Raw genomic sequence first — 21,310 nt, 5'->3', positions numbered from 1 at the left:
CGCCCCCCCCCCACCGCGCCCCCCCCCCCGCCCCCCCCCGCCGGGGGCCCCGCCCCCCGCCGCCGCCCCCCGCCCCCCCCGTCGGCTCGAGGGTGCGCCCCACGGGCTCGAGGGCTCCTCTCACGAACCGGTCACCCGCGCGGGGAGGACGCCGCGGCGTCGCCACCGCTCTCGCGGGTCTCAGGCCTCGTCCGCCTCCCGGGCGAGTGCCGTAAGGCGGGAGACCGCTCGGTAGTACTTCTTCTGGTAGCCGCCGGCCATCATCTCCTCCGTGAAGACGCGGTCGAACGGCACGCCCGTGGAGAGGATGGGCAGGTCCCGGTCGTACAACCGGTCCGCGAGCACCACGAACCGCAGCGCTACCGCTTGCTGGTCGATCGTGCGCACCCCGCGCCACGCGATCGCGTCCAGGCCCTCGATCAGCGCACGGTAGCGCGAGGGGTGCACGCGGGAAAGGTGTTCCACGAGCGCGTCGAAGTCGTCGATCGCCACACGCCGACCCGCGAAGTGCTGTTCGACGGCGGCGTCGAGCGCGGCGTCGTCGGGCAGGGGCGACGGCGCGTTCGGCAGTCCGCGGTGACGGTAGTCCTCGCCGTCGATGCGCACGACCTCGAACTGGGAGGACAGCACCTGGATCTCACGCTGGAAGTCCTGCGCCGCGAACCGGCCTTCGCCCAGGGAACCGGGCAAGGTATTGGACGTGGCCGCGAGCTTGACGCCCGCGTCCGCGAGTTCGCGCATGAGCCGGGACATCAGCACGGTGTCCCCGGGGTCGTCGAGCTCGAACTCGTCGATGCACACGAGGGTGTATTCCTTCAGGGCGTCCACGGTGCGGCGGAACGTGAGCGCACCCACCAGGTTGGTGTACTCCACGAACGTGCCGAACGCCTTGGGCCCGGGCACGGCGTGCCACAGGGACGCGAGCAGGTGGGTCTTGCCCACGCCGAACCCGCCGTCCAGGTAGATCCCCTGCGCCGCGCCGGAACTCTTCTGCCCGCCGAAGAGTTTGGAGAAGAACCCGCCACCGGAGGCGCCGCCCCCGGACGCGCCCGCCGCGAAGGTCTTGAGCTTCTCGACCGCCTGTGCCTGCGAGGGCTGGGACGGATCAGGGCGGTACGTGTCGAACGACACCTCCCCGAAGCGTTCGGACGGGGTGAAACCGGCCAGCAGTTCATCGGCCGAGACGCGTGGATCGCGCTCCACGAGGTGTTCGATCTGAGTGCTCACGTGACAGGGCCTCCCGACCGGTTCCGGATCGCGCGCCGCGGCGGGCGCGCACCGGGACCAATCCTGCGGTAAACGGACAGTACGTGGGACGCGCCGGGCGTCCCGTTCTCCCACGATGCTACCGGTCAGCCCGTGGTGAACACGGCGACCGCGTATGACGGCACACGCGGGCCGGCATGCGCCGGGTGCGCGCGCACCACTACGCTGGAGAACGAGACGCGCACGGCACGTGCGTGCGCAGCGCCCACGACAGCACAAGGACAAGGAGAAGTCTCATGGCTGTAGAAGCAGAGCAGAACGACGCGTTCGCGCAGTACGCGCACCCGGAACGTCTGGTGTCCACGCAGTGGGTGGCCGATCACGTCGGCACGCCCGGCGTCGTCGTCGTCGAATCGGACGAGGACGTCCTGCTGTACGAGACCGGGCACATCCCCGGGGCCGTCAAGGTGGACTGGCACACGGACCTCAACGAACCGGACACCCGCGACTACGTGAACGGGGAGCAGTTCGCCGAGGTGATGTCCCGCAAGGGGATCTCCCGCGACGACACCGTGGTGATCTACGGCGACAAGTCCAACTGGTGGGCCGCCTACGCCCTGTGGGTCTTCACGCTGTTCGGTCACCGGGACGTTCGCCTGATGAACGGCGGGCGCGACAAGTGGATCGCCGAGGGCCGCGAACTGACCACGGACGCGACCCCCGTGACCCCCACCGAGTACCCCGTGGTGGAGCGGGACGACTCAGTGATCCGCGCGTACCGCGAGGACGTGCTGGCCGCGCTGGGCACCACTCCCCTGATCGACGTGCGCTCCCCCCAGGAGTACACGGGCGAGCGCACCCACATGCCCGACTACCCGCAGGAGGGCACGCTGCGCGGCGGACACATCCCCACCGCGGCGTCCGTGCCGTGGGCCCGGGCCGCCGCCGAGGACGGGACGTTCAAGTCCCGCGAGGACCTCGACGCGATCTACCGCGACGAGGTCGGGCTCGGGCAGGACGACGACGTGATCGCGTACTGCCGCATCGGCGAGCGTTCCTCGCACACGTGGTTCGTGCTGACCCACCTGCTGGGCTTCGACAACGTGCGCAACTACGACGGGTCCTGGACCGAGTGGGGCAACGCCGTGCGCGTGCCCGTGGCGCAGGGTGAGGAACGCGGCGAGGCCCCCGGGGCCGCGCGGTGAGCACCCAGGACCTGCCCGAACAGTTGCGGGAGCTGGTGACCGAGTTCCACGAGGTCCCGGAACCCGACAAGCTGCAGTTGCTGCTCGAGTTCTCCCGTTCGCTGCCCGCGCTGCCCGCGCGGCTCGGCGAGCACCCGGAGGAACTCGAGCAGGTCACCGAGTGTCAGTCGCCGTTGTTCCTGACCGTGGAACTGGACGGGTCCGGTGCGGACGCACCGGTCGCCCTGTTCTTCTCCGCGCCGGCGGAAGCGCCCACCACGCGTGGTTTCGCGTCCATCCTGCACGAGGGGCTCAACGGCCTGCCGGCGTCCCAGGTGTTGGACGTGCCCGACGACCTGCCGGAACGCTTCGGGCTGACCAAGCTGGTGTCCCCGCTGCGCATGCGCGGGATGTCCGCGATGCTCGGTCGGATCAAACGCCAGATCCGCGCCCGGCTCGGCGAGTGAGCGCCGCGGGCAACCAGTCACGGATGGCCCGCTCGTAGCGTTTGCGGTCGATGTTCCATTCCTTGGTGTGCCGGGCCCCGGAGAACCCCACGAAGTCCACGTAGGGACTGCGATTGGCGAGTTCCACGGACCCGGCCACCGGGACCACCTCGTCGTCCGTGGAGTGAAGGATCAGGGTGGGCGTAGTGATGTCCTCCCAGCGGGAGAGCCAGTCCAGGGCATGCAGGTCCAGGGGCGCGGCCAGCCCGGTGATCCGCGGGCCCATGCGGTGGGAGATCAGGTCCGCCGCCATGCGACCCACGCGCCGCGGGATGCGGTGGATCCGGGTCTGGTGAGCCAGTAGCTCGTACCAGTCCACGACCGGCCCCGTGAGCACCAGCGCTCGGATCCGGTCGCGGTACTCGGTCAGTTCGGTCGTGCGCAACACGATGGCCCCGCCCATGGACCACCCGAACAGCACGATGTCCGACGCCCCGTGGTCCAGCGCATAGCCGATCCCCGCCTGGATGTCCTCCCATTCGGTGAACCCCAGCCCGTAGCGCTGATCCGGGGTGGAGGGTGCCTCCTGGTCGTTGCGGTAGGACAGGATGAGGGAGTGCAACCCCAGTTCGTGGGCCACCCTGGCCCCGCGGATGCATTCCGGGCGCTGGGCGCCGCGGCCGTGCACCATGACCGCCCACGTGCCGGTGTGGTGTGCGGTGGCCGTGTCCCCGTCCGCGGGGATGACCCACGCGGGCGCGGGCCCCAGCGGCGTCTCCACGTGGATCTTGCCGTAGGCCAACCCGGCGTCCGACGGTCGCGCGTACACGGTCCCGGTCCACCACCCGCGCTTGCCCACCGCGAGTTCCCCGCGGTACACGCGCTCCACGAGCCGCGTGACGGTGCCCCCGGTCTGGCGCACGATGAAGCCGATCCGCGCGAGGCCGCGACCGTCGTCGAACCGTAGGGCGTACGTCCCGGCGACCCGGGTGTCCGGGTTCGCGGGCAGCGTGATCAGTTCCTGTCCCGAGTTGGGGTCCTTCTCGAGCTTGAGCACCTGGACGTTGCCGGGCCGGGTGGACGGGGTGACCACGTGGCGCGCGACGAGCGCCGCCAGACCTCCCGACAACGCGAACGTCGCCGACGCCGCTCCGATACTCGCGGCGGCGCCCACCACCGCGCCGCGGCGCCACGAGCGCGCGTTCGAATCCTGCCCGGGGGTGATCAGGGTAGTCATGTCGTCATTCTGGCACGCGCCGATCACGGGGACCTGGATGGCGGGCCGGTCACCGCAGGCACCCCGAATACACGGCGCGCGCGAGCGTCGAACGGCGGCTACGCGACGTCGTACGGGCATAACCGGCGCGAACGCATGGTTGGACAGGGAGGAAGTCACATGACGACGAGAAGGAGGCGCCCCGTGACCACGGAGCCGAACCACGAGACGAGCGCCCGCACCGGCGGAGCCCTGAGCCCGGAGGCCGCCGCGGCGCGCACGGACGCGCAGTGGCGTGAACAATTGAACCCGCTCGAGTACCAGGTGCTGCGCCAGGCCGGGACCGAACGCCCCTTCACGGGCGAGTATGTGGATACCACCACGCAGGGCGTGTACGAGTGTCGCGCGTGCGGGGCCGAGCTGTTCCGCTCGGACACGAAGTTTTCGTCCCACTGCGGGTGGCCGTCCTTCTTCGCGCCGCTCGCGGAGGACCGGGTGCGCTACATCGAGGACACAACCATGGGGATGAAACGCGTGGAGGTGCGCTGCGCGAACTGCGACTCGCACATGGGCCACGTGTTCGAGGGCGAGGGGTACGACACTCCCACGGATCTGCGCTACTGCATGAACTCGGTGTCCCTGCGTCTGGTTCCCGCGACACAGGACTGAAGCGTCGATCCGACCCACCCCAGAACGACGCACGGCGATACGCACGAGCGACACGATGTCAAACGCGCGGTGAAGGATAACGGTGTGGTTACTGTGACCTTGTGGGAGCGGTAACCGAGCTGAACAGCACTCCGGACGTGTTTCGCGCAGTCGTGCAAGCCCTGGAGACTGCCCGCTTCCGCCCGGAGATCGCACTGCGCCGTATCGTCCCCCCGCACGGACTTGCTCCGCACGCGATCTCCTTCGCCGCGGAAGTCGTCCGGGGTCCCCATCGGCGCGACACCGCACCCGACCGGCCCCGCACCGCGGACGACGCACCGGCGGCCGGGCGTTTCGTGGTGTTGTACGACGAGTCCTGCCCGCAGCCCTGGGAAGGTCCCTTCCGGATCGTGAGCTGGTTCCGGTCCCGCACGGACACCGCCATGGGCCGGGACGACCTGCTGACCGACGTCGGCTGGTCCTGGCTCACGGACACGCTCACCGAGCACGGTGCGCAGTTCACCGCCGAGGGCGGTACGGCCTCCCGCACGGTGGAGCGCCACTTCGGCAGCCTGACCGAACATGCAGACTCCGCCCAGGTGGAGGTGCGGGCGTCCTGGACCCCGGTGCCCCACATCGGCCCGCCGCACTGGGCCCTGACCCACCTGGGTGCGTGGGCCCAGGTGTTGTGCACCGCCGCCGGTCTGCCACCCCATCACGAGGGCGTCACCTACCTGTAACCGGCCCCGTCATCCGTCCCGTCCGGCGGTGCGGATCACCCCCCCCCCCGCCGATCCACCCTCCGAGGAACATCCCATCAACAGCAACGCCAAGGACCCCAGGCACTCTCGAGCTCCGGAGCCACCCGAGATCGTGGTCCCCGGATTCGAACATCTGCACATTCCCGCGACCGTCCATCTCAACGGCCCCGCAGAGGGGCTCCCCCGCGTGGTGGACACCGCCCGCGGCCTCACGCGCGCCGCGGAGCAACTAGCTGCGGCCACGGGTCCCGTGGCGATCGACACCGAACGCGCCTCGGGGTTCCGCTACGGGCAGCGCGCGTTCCTCGTGCAGTTGCGCCGCGAGGGCGCGGGCACGATCCTGATCGATCCCGAGGCCGTGGGGTCCCTGGCGGTCGTGAACGAGGCCCTGCGCGACGTCGAGTGGGTGCTGCATGCGGCCACGCAGGACATGCCTTGCCTCGCCGAACTGGACATGCACCCGGACCGGCTCTTCGACACCGAACTGGGCGGTCGGTTGCTCGGGCTGCGCAAGGTGGGCCTCGCCTCCATGACGGAGGAGCTGCTGGGATTCACGCTGTCCAAGGAGCACTCGGCGGTGGACTGGTCCCAGCGCCCGCTGCCCGTGGACTGGCTCAACTACGCCGCACTGGACGTCGAAGTGCTCGTGCAGCTGCGCTGGGCCACGGAGGATCGCCTGGTCCAGGCGGGCAAGCTCGACTGGGCGCTCGAAGAATTCGACCACATCCGCACCCTGCCCCCGCCCGCACCGCGCCAGGATCCGTGGCGGCGCACCCACGGCGTGGGCAACGTCCGTGGCCGGCGCAAGCTGACCGCGGTGCGCAATCTGTGGCAGGCGCGGGAGTCGCTCGCGCGGCACAAGGACCTCGCGCCCACACGGTTGCTCCCGGACTCGGCGATCGTGGCGGCCGCCAACGCGATGCCCCGCACCGTGCCGCAGCTCATGGCCACCCCGGGCTTCCACGGTCGCCTGGCCTCGCGCGAGGCCACCCGGTGGCTCACCGCGGTCCAGGACGCCCGCAACACCGAGGAGCCTGTCCCCGCCACAATCCCCTCCAACGCCCTCCCGCCGGTCAAGGGCTGGGATGCCAAGCGCCCGGAGGCAGCGGCGCGGCTCAAGGTCCTCAAACCCGCCGTGGCGGAACTCGCCGAGCACCTGGAGTTACCCACCGAGAACCTCCTGACGCCCGAACTGTTGCGCCGGTTCTGCTGGCAGCCCCCGCGTTCCACCGCCGACGACGCCGTGGCCGCCCGGCTGCGCGAGCTCGGCGCCCGCTCGTGGCAGGTCGAGCACGTGACGCCCGTGATCGGGGCCGCGTGGCGTGAACTGCGCTCGCGGCGTCGGGCGGAGAAGACCACTGAGGGGCACGAGTAGATCGAGGGCGCGGAGCCGGCCGTGCACCGGACCGCTCCGGCCACGACACGACAGTGGCCGTGCACCCACGAAGGTGCACGGCCGTTGTCACGCGGCGCGGCGCGGTCACATGACCCGTGCCGCCCGTCGCATCAGTTCTTCATGTCCTTGGCGTCCGGACCCGGGTGCGCGGGCTTCATGTCCACCTCGTCCTCGGTCACGGCGGGCTCGGGCAGCTCGGCGCCCGAATGGTTCGCGGGCGTACCGGAATCCTGACCGCCCTGGGAGGCCTTCTGCTTCACGGCCTCGGCACCGCCCTGCGCCTTGTCCTTAACGGACGCGGCACCCTGGGCGGCCTTGTCCTTGACGGCGGCCGCGCCCTCGGAGGCCTTGGCGCCCACGGTGCCGGCGGCCTTCTGCGCGCCCTCTGCGAGCTTCTCGCCCACCACGGGGACCTCGGACTTGACCCAGTCCGTACCCTCGGAGACCTTGGCCTGGACCTTGGGGTCGTTCCAGGTGTTCAGCGCGCTCTCGCGCAGGGACTCGTAGCTCTTGCGACCGGACGCGGAGCCGACCACGAAGCCGATTCCGAAACCGGCGACGAATGCAAGACGTTTAATCATGGTGCCTTCCTTCCTGTACCGCGGACCGGGATCCACCCGTCCGCTCCTGGTCCCATCGTACTGAGGAACCCCCCCGCTCCCGCGCCCCACGCCGCGCCGTGACCGGTCCTAGGATTGGAGTCACCGCGTCGAAAGGATCGCACCGCCATGACCGTCCCACCCCTGCCCGAGGACCCCGCCGCCCGGACCAAGACCCCCTCCCCCGCGTTGTTCACGCGCCGACGCGCCGTGGGTGCCGCCGGGAACGCCACTGTGGGCGCGGTCGGGTTGAGCGCATGCAGTTCGGGCGGCGGATCGGACGACGACGCCGCGGCCACCCCCACCGCGCCGGCCACCCCCGTGGACGTGGCCGCCGCCGCGGACATCCCCGTGGGGTCGGGGCTCAAGGTGGATTCCGGGGGTGTGCAGGCCGTGGTGGGACAACCCACCGAGGGCACGTTCACCGCGTTCTCTCCCGTGTGCCCGCACGAGGGGTGCATCGTCAATCCCGCCAACCGGCAGTACGTGTGCCCGTGCCACAGCTCGGCGTTCGACATGGCCACGGGCGAGGTCAAGGGCGGGCCCGCACCCAGGGGACTCACTGAGTACCCGGTCACGGTGCGCAACGGGCGCGTCATCGTGGGCTGAACCGCGCGGATCCGTTCGCCACGCACCGCATCGGTCTGGCGACAAACGGCCCGTGGAGCAGCGTCCCCGGATCCGCATTCGTGGATCAGCGCTGGTGGTTCAGCGTCCGTCGCGCGGTTGCTCCCCGGAGCGCGGCACGGTGAACTGCGCGGCGTCTTCGGCCACGGGGCGCGCGTACGGGACCTTGGTGCCCAGGACGGACGCGAGCGTGTCCTGGGCGATGCGCTGGGCGGTCAACCCCGTGTGCTGCAGGATCTGCTCGCGGCTCGCGTGCTCGAGGAACTCGGTGGGTAACCCCACCTCGTTCAGCGCGGTGTCCACGCCCTGGGCGCGCATCTCCTGGCGGATGAGCGAACCGATGCCCCCGGCGCGCACACCGTCCTCGATCACCACCACGATCCGGTGCGTCGCTGCCTGCTCCACGACCGCCTGCGGCACGGGCAGCACCCAGCGGGGGTCCACCACGGTGGAGGAGACACCGTGGGCGGCGAGGCGTTCGGAGACGTCCAGCGCGGTGACGCACATGGCGCCCACGCCCACGATCAGCACGTCGCGGTGATCCACGCCCTTGCCGGAGGCCTCGCCGTTGCGGGCGAGGACGTCCACCCCGCCGCTCAGTCGCTCGAGGGAGGGCAGCGGCGCACCCACCGCGCCCTTGGGGTAGCGCACCACGGTGGGTGCGTCGGAGACGGCAACCGCCTCGCGCAGCTCCTCGACCATGGTGTCCTCGTCCCGCGGGGCCGCGAGGTGCAGCCCCGGCACGATCTGCAACAGTGCGAGGTCCCACATCCCGTGGTGGCTCGGCCCGTCCGGGCCGGTGACGCCTGCGCGGTCCAGCACGACCGTGACGCCCGCGTGATGCAGGGCCACGTCCATGAGCAGCTGGTCGAAGCCGCGGTTGAGGAACGTCGCGTACAGGCCCACGACCGGGTGCAGCCCGCTGAACGCCATGCCCGCGGCCATGGTCAGCGCGTGTTGTTCGGCGATCCCCACGTCCACGACGCGCTGCGGGTGTGCCGTCTGCATCTTCTGCAGTCCCATGGGGATCAACATGGCGCCGGTGATGCCCACGATGTCCTCGCGCTCATCCGCGATCGCGGCGATCTCGTCGCGGAAGACGTGCGTCCACGAGCGGGCCGAGGCGGTGCTCGTGGGTTTGCCCGTAGTGGGGTCGATCACGGGCACGGAGTGGAACTGGTCGTTCGCGTCCAGGCGGGCGGGCAAGTAGCCGTGGCCCTTCTCGGTGATGGCGTGGACGATGACCGGGCCGCCGAAGTTGCGGGCATTCGTGAGCGCTTGTTCCATCGCGGCGAGGTCATGGCCGTCCACCGGACCCACGTACTTCATGCCGAGGTCCTCGAAGATCCCCTGCTGGACCACCACGTCCTTGATGCCCTGCTTCATCCCGTGCAGACCGCGGTACACGGCCTGGCCCAGGTGGCCCGAGGACGTCAGCAGGCGCTTAGCCTTCGCGAGGGTCTGCTCGTAGCGGCGGTCCGTGCGCACGGCGTCCACGCCCTGCTGCACGCTGGCCTGCAGCTCGCGCAGGTGGTTCGCGAACCCGCCCACGGTGGGCGCGTAGGAGCGGCCGTTGTCGTTGACCACGATCACGACTTTGCGCTCCCGGTCCGAGGCGATGTTGTTCACGGCCTCCCACGCCATGCCACCGGTCAGGGCCCCGTCCCCGATCACCGCGACGGTGTGCCGGTCGTCCTGGCCCGTGAGCGCGTAACCGCGCGAGATCCCGTCCGCCCAGGACAGGGACGACGACGCGTGGGAGGACTCCACGATGTCGTGTTCGGACTCCGCGCGGGACGGGTAGCCCGCGAGGCCACCCTCCTGGCGCAGGGTGTCGAAGTCCTGGCGACCCGTGACGAGCTTGTGCACGTAGGACTGGTGCCCGGTGTCGAAGACGATCGAGTCCTGGGGCGAGTCGAACACGCGGTGCACCGCGAGGGTGAGCTCCACGACACCCAGGTTCGGCCCCAGGTGACCCCCGGTCGCGGAGACGTGGGTGATCAGGAAGGAACGGATCTCGGCGGCCAACTGCTCCATGGCCGCGGCGTCCAGCCCCCGTAGGTCTTCGGGTCCCTCGATGGTCTCCAGAAGCGTCATAGCCTGCTCTCCGTGGATGTCTCGTCCTCTTCGGGCCCGCACCGGACGGGTGCTCGTCCGGCGGGGGGATCATGATGCGCCCGAATGCTCCGTCCGATCTTACTCGCCCTGGCCGGGGCCCCGTCCCGTCGCATGGCCTGGGCCACGGCGAACGACGCCCGCAACGCCGTCGGCCGGTGACCCCCCGCGCGGGGATCCCCGGCCGACGGTACGATCCGAGGACCTATTACTTGGCGATCTGACGCAGCACGTACTGCAGGATGCCGCCGTTACGGTAGTAGTCGGCCTCACCCGGGGTGTCGATGCGCAGCACGGCGTCGAACTCCACGGTGGAACCGTCTTCCTTGGTGGCCGTGACCTTCAGGGTCTTGGGGGTCTGGCCGTCGTTGAGCGCGGTGACCCCTTCGATCGAGAACGTCTCGGTGCCGTCCAACCCCAGGGAGTCCGCGGACTCGCCCTCGGGGAACTGCAGGGGCAGCACGCCCATGCCGATCAGGTTGGAACGGTGGATGCGCTCGTAGGACTGCGCGATGACCGCGCGCACACCCAGCAGGGACGTGCCCTTGGCCGCCCAGTCACGCGAGGAACCGGAGCCGTACTCCTTGCCGCCCAGCACCACCAGGGGAACACCGGCCTCCTGGTAGTTCATCGCGGCGTCGTACACGGCGGCCTGCGGGCCACCCTCCTGAGTGAAGTCGCGGGTGAAACCGCCCTCCACGCCGTCGAGCAGCTGGTTCTTGATGCGGATGTTCGCGAACGTACCGCGGATCATGACCTCGTGGTTACCACGGCGGGAACCGTAGGAGTTGAAGTCCTTGCGCTGCACGCCGTGCTCCGTGAGGTACTTGCCCGCGGGCGTGTCGCTCTTGAACGAACCGGCCGGGGAGATGTGGTCCGTGGTCACGGAATCGCCCAGCTTGAGCAGCACGCGCGCACCCTCGATGTCCTCCACCGGAGTGGTCTCCATGGTCATGCCCTCGAAGTACGGTGGCTTGCGCACGTAGGTGGACTCGGGGTCCCACTCGAACACGTCACCCGTGGGGGTGTCCAGGTTCTGCCAACGCTCGTCACCGTCGAAGATGGTGCCGTACTCGCGGTCGAACATATCGGTGTCGATCGAGGCATCGATGATCTTCTGGACCTCGGTGGGGTCCGGCCAGATGTCCTTGAGGAATACGTCCTGACCGTTCGAGTCCTGGCCCAAAGGCTCGTTCTCGAAGTCAAAGTCCATGGTTCCGGCCAGCGCGTACGCGATGACCAGCGGCGGGGACGCGAGGTAGTTCATCTTCACGTCCGGGTTGATTCGGCCCTCGAAGTTGCGGTTACCGGAGAGCACCGAGGTCACGGCGAGGTCGTTTTCCTGCACGGCCTGGGAGATCTCGGGCTCCAGAGGACCGGAGTTGCCGATGCACGTGGTGCAGCCGTAACCCACGATGTAGAAGCCGAGCTCCTCGAGCGCCGGGACCAGACCGGACTTCTCGTAGTACTCGGTGACCACGCGCGAACCCGGGGCGATCGAGGTCTTGACCCACGGCTTGGCCTTGAGGCCCTTCTCCGTGGCGTTGCGCGCGAGCACGGCCGCGGCCATCATCACCGAGGGGTTGGACGTGTTGGTGCAGGACGTGATCGAGGCGATCGACACGGCACCGTGGTCCAGCTCGAAGTGACGGCCGTCCTCCATGGAGACCTCCACTCGGTGCTCGGGGCGCTCCTTCATGTCGTCCGCGGAGCTCTCGCGCGGCGCGTCCTGGGGGTCCTGCTCATCGGTCGCGTCGTGGGAGGGGGCGTCGGAGGCCGGGAAGGACTCGACGACGTCCGGGTCCACGTCCACGGACTTGTCCTCGGCCACGTAGTTCACGAGGTCGTCGCGGAACTGTTCCTTGGAGCGGGTCAGCTCGATGCGGTCCTGGGGACGCTTGGGCCCGGAGATCGAGGGGACCACGGTGGACAGGTCCAACTCGAGGTACTCGGAGTAGGCGACCTCGTGCTCGGGGTCGTGCCACATGCCCTGTTCCTTGGTGTACGCCTCGATCAGGGCGATCTGCTCCTCGGAGCGGCCCGTGAGCGCCAGGTAGTCCAGGGTCACCTGGTCGATCGGGAAGATCGCCGCGGTGGAACCGAACTCCGGGGACATGTTGCCGATCGTGGCGCGGTTGGCCAGCGGCACCGCTGCCACGCCCTCACCGTAGAACTCCACGAACTTGCCCACGACACCGTGCTCACGCAGCATCTCCGTGATGGTCAGCACCACGTCCGTGGCGGTCGCACCGGAGGGGATCTCGCCGGTGAGCTTGAAGCCCACCACGCGCGGGATCAGCATGGAGATGGGCTGACCGAGCATCGCGGCCTCGGCCTCGATGCCGCCCACACCCCAACCGAGCACGCCGATGCCGTTCTCCATGGTGGTGTGGGAGTCGGTGCCCACACAGGTGTCCGGGTAGGCGCGCAGCGTGCCGTCAACCTCGCGGGTCATGACCACGCGGGCCAGGTTCTCGATGTTGACCTGGTGGACGATGCCCATCCCGGGCGGGACCACCTTGAAGTCATCGAACGCGGTCTGGCCCCAGCGCAGGAACTGGTAGCGCTCGCCGTTGCGCTGGTACTCGATGTCCATGTTGCGCTCGATCGCGTCCGCGGAACCGAACGCGTCGATCTGCACGGAGTGGTCGATCACCAGCTCGGCCGGGGCGAGCGGGTTCACGCGGGAGGGGTCGCCGCCGAGATCTGCCACGGCCTCACGCATGGTGGCCAGGTCCACGATGCAGGGAACGCCGGTGAAGTCCTGCATGATCACGCGACCAGGGGTGAACTGGATCTCCGTGTCGGGCTGGGCCTCGGGGTCCCAGTTGCCCAGGGCTTCAATGTGCTTGCTCGTCACGTTGGCACCGTCCTCGGTGCGCAGCAGGTTCTCGAGCAGGACCTTCAAGCTGTAGGGGAGCTTCTGGGCTCCCTCCACGGCGTCCAGTCGGAAAATTTCGTAGTCGGTGCCCTTGACGTTGAGAACGTCCTTGGCTCCAAAGCTGTCCACAGTCATGGTGTGGAACTCCTCTCGCCACCGTCGGTTGCGTTCGGCGCGCGCGGCACACTACAGGTGTCCCCCGCGCGTGGAACAGTCCCTGTCAGTGTAGCCCGTGCGCTCCGTCACTCCGGGGATTCCCGGGCGTCCGCGTCACGATGACGTGGGCCGTCGTGCGGCCGCCCGGTTCAGCCCTCGCAGTTGAGCACCGCGACGGCTTCCACGTGGTGCGTGTTCGGGTACAGATCGAATGCCTCGACGCCCTCGATCCGCCAGCCCCGGCGCCGCAACCGCCCCAGGTCCCGGCCGAGCGCGGCGGGATCGCACGCGACGTACACGATCGTGCGCGGTGCGGCACGGTCCACCGCGGCCAGCACCTCCTTGGCCGCACCGGCGCGCGGCGGGTCCAGGACGACGACGTCCGGGCGCGGTGGCCGCGGTGTGGAACCACGACCCCGCCGGGACGACGCCGCTGCGGCGCCCCGGCCCCGGTGCCCACCCCGCCCGCCCGGTCCAGTGAGCACGCGCGCCACGTCCCCGCGCACGCTCGTGACGTGCGGGGCGCGGGCGAGGTTGTGGGCGGCGTCGGCGGAGGTCACGGGCGAGCCCTCGACCGCGAAGACGCACCCCGTGGGGCCCACGGCGCGCGCGGCCACCGCGGTGAACAGACCGGCGCCGCTGTACAGGTCCCACACGCTGTCCCCGGGGCGCAGACCGGCGCCGTCCAGTACCGCGCGCGCGAGGGTCCCGGGAGCGCCGCGATGGATCTGCCAGAAGCCCGTGGGACTTATGCGCCAGCGCAGCGGCTCGGGATCGGTAGCGCCGGGCAACTCGAGGGTCTCCTGGACGTGGTCGGTGCCCGCCCACAACTGGGTGTCCCGCTCGTGCGGCGAGCGCGCGGTGACGCTCACCCCGCGGTCCCCCGCCCATGCGCTCAACCGATCCCGCAGGGCGGTGACCTGCTCCGGCGCGGTATCCGGGCGCAGCCCCACGTGCAGCAGCGGTGCCGCTCCCCCTGCCGACGCGGCAACGTCCACGCGGGCCGCACCGGGGTACTCCAGCGACCACGGGGCCAGGGCACGGATCGCGTCCGTGGCCAGGGGCATGTCCGTGACGGGACCGAGCTCGGTGCTGCGGTGGGGGTACATCCCGGGTGTGCCGTCGGGGGCCACGTCCAGGTGCAACCGGGTGCGCCACCCGGTGCCGTCGGGGCTCTCCCCCGCGACGGGCTGCACCTCGCCGTCCCAGTCGTGGCCGGCCAGGTGGCCCAGTTGCTCGGCGATCACGTGGCGTTTGAGTTCGCGCTGGGTCGTCAGATCCGCGTGCCCGTACTCGGCCCCGCCCAGCGGTGACCGGTCCGCGCCCGCTGCGACGAGCGCGTCCGCCTGCTCCCACGGGTGTACCTCCCGGCGCCCGGGGACGGGTTCGAGCACGTCCGTGACGTCAGCGCGCCAGAACGACGCCGCGGGGTCCCGGTCGGTGAGCCGCACCCGAACCAGCTCCCCCGGCAGCCCGTGGCGCACGAAGACCACGCGCCCCTCGTCCGTGCGGGCCACCACGTGGCCGCCGTGGGCCACGGCGCCCAGGCGCAGCTCGAGGTGATCGGGGGACTCGGTCATTCGTTGTTCTCCGTGAGTCGTAGTTCGCGCACCGATTCGAGGTGCCAGGGTACGGAGGCGATCATGACTCCGCGTTCGTAGTGCAGCCGCGTCCGCAACGGGCGGATGGCCTGGTTGTGCAGGAAGCGTTCCCATCCGCGGCCCACCACGTACTCGGGCAGGTACACGATCACGAGGTCCCGCGGGGACTTGCGGCGGATGCCGCGGATGTGGGCGACGACGGGTCCCACGGTATCGCGGTAGGGCGAGGCGAGGACCGTGACGGGCACGGGGATCTCCAGGGCCTCCCACTGCTTCACGATCTGTTCGGTGCGCGCGCGGTCCGTGTCCACCACCACGGCCTCGAGGCTGGACGGACGGGAGGCCCGCGCATAGGTCAGGGCGTGCACCACGGGCTTGCGCACCGAGGTGACCACGATGATCGAGTGCACGCGGGACGGCAGGGCCCGCACCCCCGAGTTTTGGTGCACCTCGAGTTCGGTGTCCACCGAGCGGTAGTGGTGCCCGATGGCGCGCATCATCACGGTGATCAGGGCGATCGCGACGATCGTGAGCCACGCGCCCTGGGCGAACTTGGTCACGAGTACCACCACGAACACCGCCGCGCACGCGATCAGGGCGATCACCGCCACGGCCCAGCGCCCGGCGATCCGGCGGTGCGGACTCTGCGACGTGCTCGTGCGGCGCACCCTGGCCCAGTGCCGCACCATGCCCGCCTGGGTCAGCGTGAACGCGAAGAACGCCCCCACCACGTAGAGCTGGATGAGCCCGTTGACGTTCGCGCCGAACACGATCGTGAAGACCGCCGCGACCACGGACAACAGGATGATGCCGTTCGTGAACGCGAAGCGGTCCCCCCGGCTCTGCAACTGCCGGGGCAGCAATGCGGCGGACGCGAGGCGTGAGGCCAGCACGGGGAAGCCCGAGTACGCCGTGTTCGCGGCCATGAACAGCACGCCCACGGTCACGAGAACGAGGATCACGAACCACACGGAATCCGCCCCCGCCACGGCCTGCGCGATCTGGCCCAGGATGGGCACCTGGTAGAAGTCGGGCTCCGGTGCGCGGCCGTCGATCAACAGTTGCCGCGCGGGGTCCATCACGACCACCGCGCCCGTGCGCCGGGTCAGGTAGAGCACCCCGAGCAGCAACACAGCGGACAGCGCTCCGAGCACCGCGAGCGTGCGCGCCGCGTTGAGGGCCTTGGGCTTGCGGAAGAACGGCACGGAGTGCGTGATGGTCTCCACGCCCGTCAGGGCCACGGCACCCGAGGAGAACGCGCGCAGCACGAGCATGGCCCCGGCCAGGCCCATGAGCCCGCCGTCCATGCCCGCGGCCGGGACGACGTCGTAGTCCGCCGACGGCGCGCGCTGCAGTGTTCCCGTGACGTCCTGGACGAAGCCCACGAGCACGAGGATCAGCACGACCCCCACGAACGCGTACGTGGGCACCGAGGACGCGCGACCCATGAATTTGAGTCCGCGCAGGTTGAGCAAGCCCACGAGCGCGATCCCCGCGACGGCCACGACCGTCTGGTGACCCACGAGCCACGGGACGGCCGCGGCGAGGTACTGCGCGGCGGCGGCCATGGACACAGCCACGACGAGCGTGTAGTCCACCATCAGAGCGGCACCCACCGCGGCACCGGCGGGCCGGCCGAGGTTCTTGGACGCGATCTCGAAGTCCGCCCCGCCCGAGGGGTACGCGCGCACGTTCTGCCGGTACGCGGTGATGATCACCGCGAGCACGGCGAGAACCGCGAGGCCCACCCACGGGGACAGCAGGATCGCCGCGGAACCCGCGAGGGCAAGCGTCAGGACGATCTCATCCGGGGCGTACGCGACCGAGGACAGGGCGTCGGACGCGAACACCGGCAGGGCGGTGCCCTTGGAGAGCACCGTGCCCGCGGCGCGCTCGTTGTGGATCGGTTTGCCCACGAGCGCGCGGCGCAGCATTTGGGACACATACACGTGGGAACACGCTAGTCCCTCGGCCGGGCCTTGTCCCGTGCCGCGGGCCCTATGCTGTGGCTCATGGCGCATTTCGTGATCATGGGCGTGGGCCGGGTGGGGATCACCCTCGCGCACGCCCTCGAGGACTCAGGGCACACGGTTGCCGTGATCGACCAGGACGACCGGGCGTTCCGCAAACTGCGGCCCTCGTTCAGCGGCAAAAAGGTCACGGGCCACGGTTTCGACCGCGAGGTGCTGCAACGCGCGGGGATCGCGGACGCCTACGCGTTCGCCGCGGTCTCCTCGGGGGACAATTCCAACATCATCGCCGCGCGCGTGGCGCGGGAGACCTTCAAGGTCAAGCACGTGGTCGCCCGGATCTACGACCCCACCCGCGCGGAGTTCTACCAGCGCATGGGCATTCCCACGGTCGCGTCCGTGCGCTGGAGCGCGGACCAGGTGCTGCGCCGCATCCTGCCCGAACACGCCATCACGGGTGACTTCCGGGAGGCCTCCGGCCGCCTGCAGCTCGGGGAACTGCCCCTGGACGACGCGTGGTCCGGACTGCACCTGGACCGGATCGAGGAGGCCGCCGGTGTGCGGGTCGCGTTCGTGACCCGGTTCGGGGAGGGCATCCTGCCCGCGAGCGACACGAGCTACCAGCAGGGGGACATCGTGCACGCCATGATGCGCGTGGAGGACGTGGAACGCGTGGCCCGGGTGCTGTCCCGACCGCCGTCGGACGAGGTCATGGAGGCCGTGGCGCTCGCCGCGACCCCTGGGACGCGGGGGCGTGACTGATGCACGTGGTGATTGTAGGCGGAGGGTCCGTGGGATCCTCGATCGCTCGGGAACTGTTGTCGCACGGCCACGACGTGGTCGTGGTGGACGCCACCGCGGAGGTGATCGGGCGCTCCAACCTGCGCGGTGCGCAGTGGGTCGTGGGGGACGCGTGCGATCTCCAGGTCCTGCAACGGGCGCGCGCGGAGGAGGCGGACGTGGTCGTGGCCGCGACCGGTGACGACAAGGCCAACCTGGTCGTCTCGTTGCTCGCGCGCAGCGAGTTCGGGGTGCCCCGCACCGTGGGGCGTGTCAACCACCCCAAGAACGAGTGGCTCTTCGACGACGCGTGGGGCGTGGACGTGGCCGTATCCACCCCGCGGTTGATGACGGCGCTCGTGGAGGAAGCCGTGGAGGTGGGCGACGTCGTGCGCCTGCTGAGCTTCCAGACCGGCTCGGCCACGCTGTCCGCCTACACGGTGCCCCGGGAACACCCCGTGGTCGCGAGCACCGTGACCCAGGTGCCGTGGCCCCAGGACGTGGCGCTCGTGGCGATCCTGCGCGACGGCGTGCCGATCGCACCGTCCGGCGACGACGTCCTGGAGAGCGGGGACGAGCTGTTCTTCATCACCACGGCGGAGGGTGAGGACCAGTTGCGGGCCATGTTCACCACGGCCCGGGACGTCAACCTGCAGGCTGCTCGCGGCCAGGGCGGCTCCACAGCCATGCCACCCACAGCACAGCGGCGTACAGCGGGGCCCCCATGACCAAGCGTGTGATCCCGAGCGCCATGACGTTCTCCGCGACGTACAGCGGGACCTGCACGAGCAACCGGGTCGCGAACATCGCGATGAGCAGACCGTTGACCCGCTGATAGGCCACGCGCCGCAGCGGGTCGCGGCGCCAGTCCACGGATTCACCGCGCACGTAGCCGAAGACGACGCCCAGCAGCGGCCACCCAACGGCCGCCGAGATGCTCAACAGGACCAGCGCCACGACGTTCGTGATGAACCCGGGCACGTAGTAGTCCAGCGCCTGCCCGCCCGCGCGGGCGAACAGCGTGCACACCCCCACGCCCATGAGCCCGGCGATCGCCTGGGTCACGGCCTGGCGCTGCGCCAGCCGGAGCACGGTGAACACGGCGGCCGTGCCCAGTGACGCCAACAACGCCGGGACCAACTCCCCCGTGAGCACCACGCACGCGAGGTACACGAGTCCCGGGAGGATGGATTCGATCACGCCTCGCCAGCCGCCCACGGCGCTGAGCACGTCCAGTTGGCCGTTGGCGTCCCGGCGCAGGCCCGAGCGCCGGGCGAGATCCTCGGCGGCGCGGCCCATGCGGTCGCCCGCGCTCTGCGGTGCGGGTTCCGTCGGCTCCGGCGGGGACGTCATCGCACGGCCTTCTTGGGGGTGATGATCTCGTAGCGCGGATTGTACATGGTGGCCACCCCGTCCGGGAAGCACACCACGGCGAGGCAGCGCAGCTTGGTGCCGGCGGTGACGCCCGGGACCACGTGCTGACCGTGCCACAACAGTTCGAGCGTGCACGGCTGCGCCGCTGGGTTCGTCACGCGCAGCAGCGCCCGGTAGTACGGCGGCGCGGTCACGGGCGCGATCGTGACCTCCACGACCACGCCCTCCACGACCGCACGGCGCCGCTGCCGCGCCCGATGCTCCGGGGTCAGGTCCTCCGCGTGGGCCTCGGGTTCGGCGACGACGTCGATCGCGCCCGTGAGCGGGTTGTTGACCACCCGAGTCAGCCGATCTCGGTAATCTCGGGGCCGCGCCGCGGCTCCTGCACCGCGGCGCCTTGCTCCGCCGGGGTCCGACCCGCGTCCTCATCCGCACCGGTCGGCGCGCCCGCGGGGTGCACCTCGGCGTCCTCGGGGACCGTGAGCGCGAGCAGGTCGCGCGGCGGGTGCGGGTCCTGGCCACGGACGACGACGAGCCCGCGCACGGCGTCATCGAGCACCTCCGCGGTGGGCCCGGGCAGCGCGGCGTCGCCTGTGTAGACGCAGCGCAGGAACCAGCGCGGACCGTCGATGCCCACGAAGCGTGCGAGCCGGAACCCGTTCTCGCCGGAGGGCGTGACGCCCGCGAACTGCGCGTTGACCTGCATGCCCAGGGGACCGTCGGAGACCGTGGGGTTGCCCCCGTCCCGCCGCAACCCGGCCACGAGCTCGGCGCGCACCTCGTCCCACAGCCCGGAGGACTTGGGGGCCGTGAAGACCTGCACCTGGACGGAACCGCCCCCGAAGTCCATGTTCACGGCCCGCGGCACCCGGTCCCGCGGATCCAGCTCGACGCGCACGTCCACGCGCGCGACCGGCTTCAGCAGCAGGGCCCCGAGATCCAGGTACTCGGCGCGCTCACCCGGCATCTCGCTCTCGTCCCACGGGCCGTTGGCGCGAGGATCCGGCGCGTCCTGGTCCGGGGCGGCCTCGGTGGCAGCCGACGCGGTCGTGGACTCGGTCGGTGTCTGCTCCGAGGTCTCGCGGTTGCGCTTCTTACGTCCGAACATCAGTTGCTCCAAGAGTGGGTGGGGAATCTGCGGGGGCGAGGGCCGGCGATCAGCGGGCCCCCGTGGACCCGAATCCGCTCGCACCGCGCTCGCTGTCGGGGAGTTCGGTGGTGAGCTCGAAGCGGGCGGTGACCACTTCCTGGATCACGAGCTGGGCGATCCGCTCACCGCGGCGCACCGTGTAGCTCTCATGGAGATCCGTGTTGAGCAGGCACACCTTGAGTTCGCCACGGTAGCCGCTGTCCACGGTGCCCGGTGCATTGACCACGGTCAGCCCATGCTTGGCCGCGAGCCCGGAGCGTGGGTGCACGAGACCCACGTACCCCGCGGGGATCGCGAGCGCCACCCCTGTGTCCACGAGCGCGCGCCGGCCCGGGCCGAGTTCGACGTCGTGGCGGGCGCGCAGGTCCGCTCCGGCGTCACCGGGACGTGCATAGGCGGGGGCGGGCAGGTCCGGGTCCAACAGGTGCAGGGCCACGGTCACCGCGGCCGACTCGCTCATTTCGGTCACAATGCCCCACTGTAACGCGCGGGCCTGACGGCGCGGACGCGGGCGGCGTCCAGGGGGAATGTGTCAAGGTGGGGGCATGAGTTCCCACCCAGATTTTGGGGCGGCCGCGGCGTCCTCACCCGCAGAGCACCCGTCCCAGGCCCAGGAGAACGTCCGAGCGGACGTGCAGTACGAGGAGAAGCTGATCGTCGCGTGGTGGGTATGGCTCATCGTGGTCTTCGTGGGCGCGGCCGGATTCGTGGCCGTGGCACCCATCAGCATCGCCGTGGGCGTGATCGTGGCCGTGGTGCTGATGGTCGTGATCGGGCTCGTGCTGCACCTGGGGGCGCCGAGCATCGTGGTCACTGACCAGGACCTGCGCGTGGGCCGGGCGTACATCGAACGGCAGTACGTGGGCGATGCTCGTCCGCTGGTCGGCGCCGAGGCGCGTGCTGCGCGCGGACCCGACCTGGACGGGCGCGCCTTCATGAACTTCCGTGTGTCGATACCGGACCTGTGCCGGATCGAGATCGTGGACCCGGTGGACCCCACCCCGTACTGGCTCACCGCGACTCGCCACCCCGAGCGGTTGGCCGACGCGATCAATGCGGGCTCCCGTTCGGCGGGTAACCGCGGCGACCGGGTCTGACGAGCACGATCACGGACGAGCAGAAAGACGACGGGGGGCACCCCCTCGTGGAGACCCCCGATTCAACCCGGTACCGGCTGAAGATCGACCAGCAATTGCGTCA

20 protein-coding genes are annotated in these 21,310 nt (G+C 70.3%); 9 read left to right on the top strand and 11 right to left on the bottom strand.

What is annotated here, in order from left to right; all coding sequences use genetic code 11:
• Positions 1 to 180 precede the first annotated feature (180 nt).
• Complete coding sequence (gene zapE, locus A5728_RS09390) at positions 181 to 1,227, bottom strand: cell division protein ZapE (protein ID WP_064846785.1); 1,047 nt, start codon at positions 1,225 to 1,227, stop codon at positions 181 to 183.
• 275 nt (positions 1,228 to 1,502) lie between these two features.
• Here zapE and A5728_RS09385 point away from each other — a divergent pair, with 275 nt between their 5' ends.
• Positions 1,503 to 2,411, top strand: a complete 909-nt coding sequence (locus A5728_RS09385; protein WP_064846784.1) for a sulfurtransferase — start codon at positions 1,503 to 1,505, stop codon at positions 2,409 to 2,411.
• Entirely contained in the window at positions 2,408 to 2,857 is a 450-nt protein-coding gene (locus tag A5728_RS09380; RefSeq protein WP_064846783.1) for a SufE family protein, read from the top strand. The genes A5728_RS09385 and A5728_RS09380 overlap by 4 nt, the downstream gene beginning before the upstream one ends.
• Here the strand turns inward: A5728_RS09380 and A5728_RS09375 are convergent.
• On the bottom strand, positions 2,823 to 4,073 hold the full coding sequence (locus A5728_RS09375) for a S9 family peptidase (RefSeq protein WP_064846782.1): 1,251 nt from the start codon (positions 4,071 to 4,073) through the stop codon (positions 2,823 to 2,825). The genes A5728_RS09380 and A5728_RS09375 overlap by 35 nt on opposite strands.
• Positions 4,074 to 4,304: 231 nt before the next feature.
• On the opposite strand from A5728_RS09375, the gene msrB reads away from it, so the two are divergent.
• The 3 genes from msrB to A5728_RS09360 all read left to right on the top strand — a co-directional run bounded on the left by msrB (position 4,305) and on the right by A5728_RS09360 (position 6,836).
• A complete protein-coding gene (gene msrB / locus A5728_RS09370; RefSeq protein WP_369795628.1) occupies positions 4,305 to 4,721 on the top strand; it encodes a peptide-methionine (R)-S-oxide reductase MsrB in 417 nt (138 codons plus the stop codon).
• Positions 4,722 to 4,858: 137 nt separating this feature from the next.
• Positions 4,859 to 5,440, top strand: coding sequence for a DUF3000 domain-containing protein (locus A5728_RS09365; RefSeq protein WP_231885597.1), 582 nt, complete (start codon positions 4,859 to 4,861; stop codon positions 5,438 to 5,440).
• Positions 5,441 to 5,573: 133 nt separating this feature from the next.
• A complete protein-coding gene (locus tag A5728_RS09360; protein WP_064846789.1) occupies positions 5,574 to 6,836 on the top strand; it encodes an HRDC domain-containing protein in 1,263 nt (420 codons plus the stop codon).
• A gap of 131 nt (positions 6,837 to 6,967) precedes the next feature.
• Here A5728_RS09360 and A5728_RS09355 read toward each other — a convergent pair whose 3' ends face one another.
• On the bottom strand, positions 6,968 to 7,438 hold the full coding sequence (locus A5728_RS09355) for a hypothetical protein (protein WP_064846779.1): 471 nt from the start codon (positions 7,436 to 7,438) through the stop codon (positions 6,968 to 6,970).
• A gap of 147 nt (positions 7,439 to 7,585) precedes the next feature.
• Here A5728_RS09355 and A5728_RS09350 point away from each other — a divergent pair, with 147 nt between their 5' ends.
• Entirely contained in the window at positions 7,586 to 8,065 is a 480-nt protein-coding gene (locus A5728_RS09350) for a Rieske (2Fe-2S) protein (protein WP_082943374.1), read from the top strand.
• Positions 8,066 to 8,164: 99 nt separating this feature from the next.
• On the opposite strand, the gene dxs is transcribed toward A5728_RS09350, so the two are convergent.
• The 4 genes from dxs to A5728_RS09330 all read right to left on the bottom strand — a co-directional run bounded on the left by dxs (position 8,165) and on the right by A5728_RS09330 (position 16,770).
• Complete coding sequence (dxs, locus tag A5728_RS09345; RefSeq protein WP_064846778.1) at positions 8,165 to 10,180, bottom strand: 1-deoxy-D-xylulose-5-phosphate synthase; 2,016 nt, start codon at positions 10,178 to 10,180, stop codon at positions 8,165 to 8,167.
• Positions 10,181 to 10,406: 226 nt separating this feature from the next.
• Positions 10,407 to 13,214: an aconitate hydratase AcnA gene (acnA, locus tag A5728_RS09340; protein ID WP_064846777.1), complete on the bottom strand. Its 2,808-nt coding sequence runs from the start codon at positions 13,212 to 13,214 to the stop codon at positions 10,407 to 10,409.
• 170 nt (positions 13,215 to 13,384) lie between these two features.
• Positions 13,385 to 14,815, bottom strand: coding sequence for a class I SAM-dependent RNA methyltransferase (locus tag A5728_RS09335; RefSeq protein WP_064846776.1), 1,431 nt, complete (start codon positions 14,813 to 14,815; stop codon positions 13,385 to 13,387).
• Complete coding sequence (locus A5728_RS09330; RefSeq protein ID WP_064846775.1) at positions 14,812 to 16,770, bottom strand: APC family permease; 1,959 nt, start codon at positions 16,768 to 16,770, stop codon at positions 14,812 to 14,814. Before A5728_RS09330 ends, A5728_RS09335 begins: the two co-directional genes overlap by 4 nt.
• 78 nt (positions 16,771 to 16,848) lie before the next feature.
• On the opposite strand from A5728_RS09330, the gene A5728_RS09325 reads away from it, so the two are divergent.
• Together A5728_RS09325 and A5728_RS09320 are read left to right on the top strand one after the other, a co-directional pair.
• Complete coding sequence (locus A5728_RS09325) at positions 16,849 to 17,568, top strand: TrkA family potassium uptake protein (RefSeq protein WP_064846787.1); 720 nt, start codon at positions 16,849 to 16,851, stop codon at positions 17,566 to 17,568.
• Positions 17,568 to 18,314 (top strand): TrkA family potassium uptake protein, encoded by a 747-nt coding sequence (locus tag A5728_RS09320; protein WP_064846774.1) that lies wholly within the window; start codon positions 17,568 to 17,570, stop codon positions 18,312 to 18,314. The genes A5728_RS09325 and A5728_RS09320 overlap by 1 nt, the downstream gene beginning before the upstream one ends.
• Here A5728_RS09320 and A5728_RS09315 read toward each other — a convergent pair.
• Genes A5728_RS09315 through dut form a run of 4 tightly spaced genes read right to left on the bottom strand, consistent with a single transcriptional unit; the run spans position 18,232 to position 20,570 of the window.
• A complete protein-coding gene (locus tag A5728_RS09315) occupies positions 18,232 to 18,939 on the bottom strand; it encodes a DUF3159 domain-containing protein (RefSeq protein WP_064846773.1) in 708 nt (235 codons plus the stop codon). The two genes, A5728_RS09320 and A5728_RS09315, sit on opposite strands and share 83 nt — an antisense overlap.
• A complete protein-coding gene (locus A5728_RS09310; RefSeq protein WP_064846772.1) occupies positions 18,936 to 19,298 on the bottom strand; it encodes a hypothetical protein in 363 nt (120 codons plus the stop codon). The genes A5728_RS09315 and A5728_RS09310 overlap by 4 nt, the downstream gene beginning before the upstream one ends.
• Positions 19,299 to 19,303: 5 nt before the next feature.
• A complete protein-coding gene (locus A5728_RS09305) occupies positions 19,304 to 20,068 on the bottom strand; it encodes a DUF3710 domain-containing protein (protein ID WP_082943373.1) in 765 nt (254 codons plus the stop codon).
• A gap of 49 nt (positions 20,069 to 20,117) precedes the next feature.
• Positions 20,118 to 20,570, bottom strand: a complete 453-nt coding sequence (gene dut, locus A5728_RS09300; RefSeq protein ID WP_064846771.1) for a dUTP diphosphatase — start codon at positions 20,568 to 20,570, stop codon at positions 20,118 to 20,120.
• Positions 20,571 to 20,655: 85 nt separating this feature from the next.
• Here dut and A5728_RS09295 point away from each other — a divergent pair, with 85 nt between their 5' ends.
• Positions 20,656 to 21,207, top strand: coding sequence for a DUF3093 domain-containing protein (locus tag A5728_RS09295; protein ID WP_231885596.1), 552 nt, complete (start codon positions 20,656 to 20,658; stop codon positions 21,205 to 21,207).
• The last annotated feature ends 103 nt before the right edge of the window (positions 21,208 to 21,310 follow it).

Origin of the sequence: Kocuria sp. ICS0012 (genome assembly GCF_001665945.1) — a bacterium.
Lineage (GTDB): Bacteria > Actinomycetota > Actinomycetes > Actinomycetales > Micrococcaceae > Kocuria > Kocuria marina.
The sequence above is the reverse complement of the archived record's forward strand: the minus strand, read 5'-3'. Positions and strand labels throughout refer to the sequence as shown.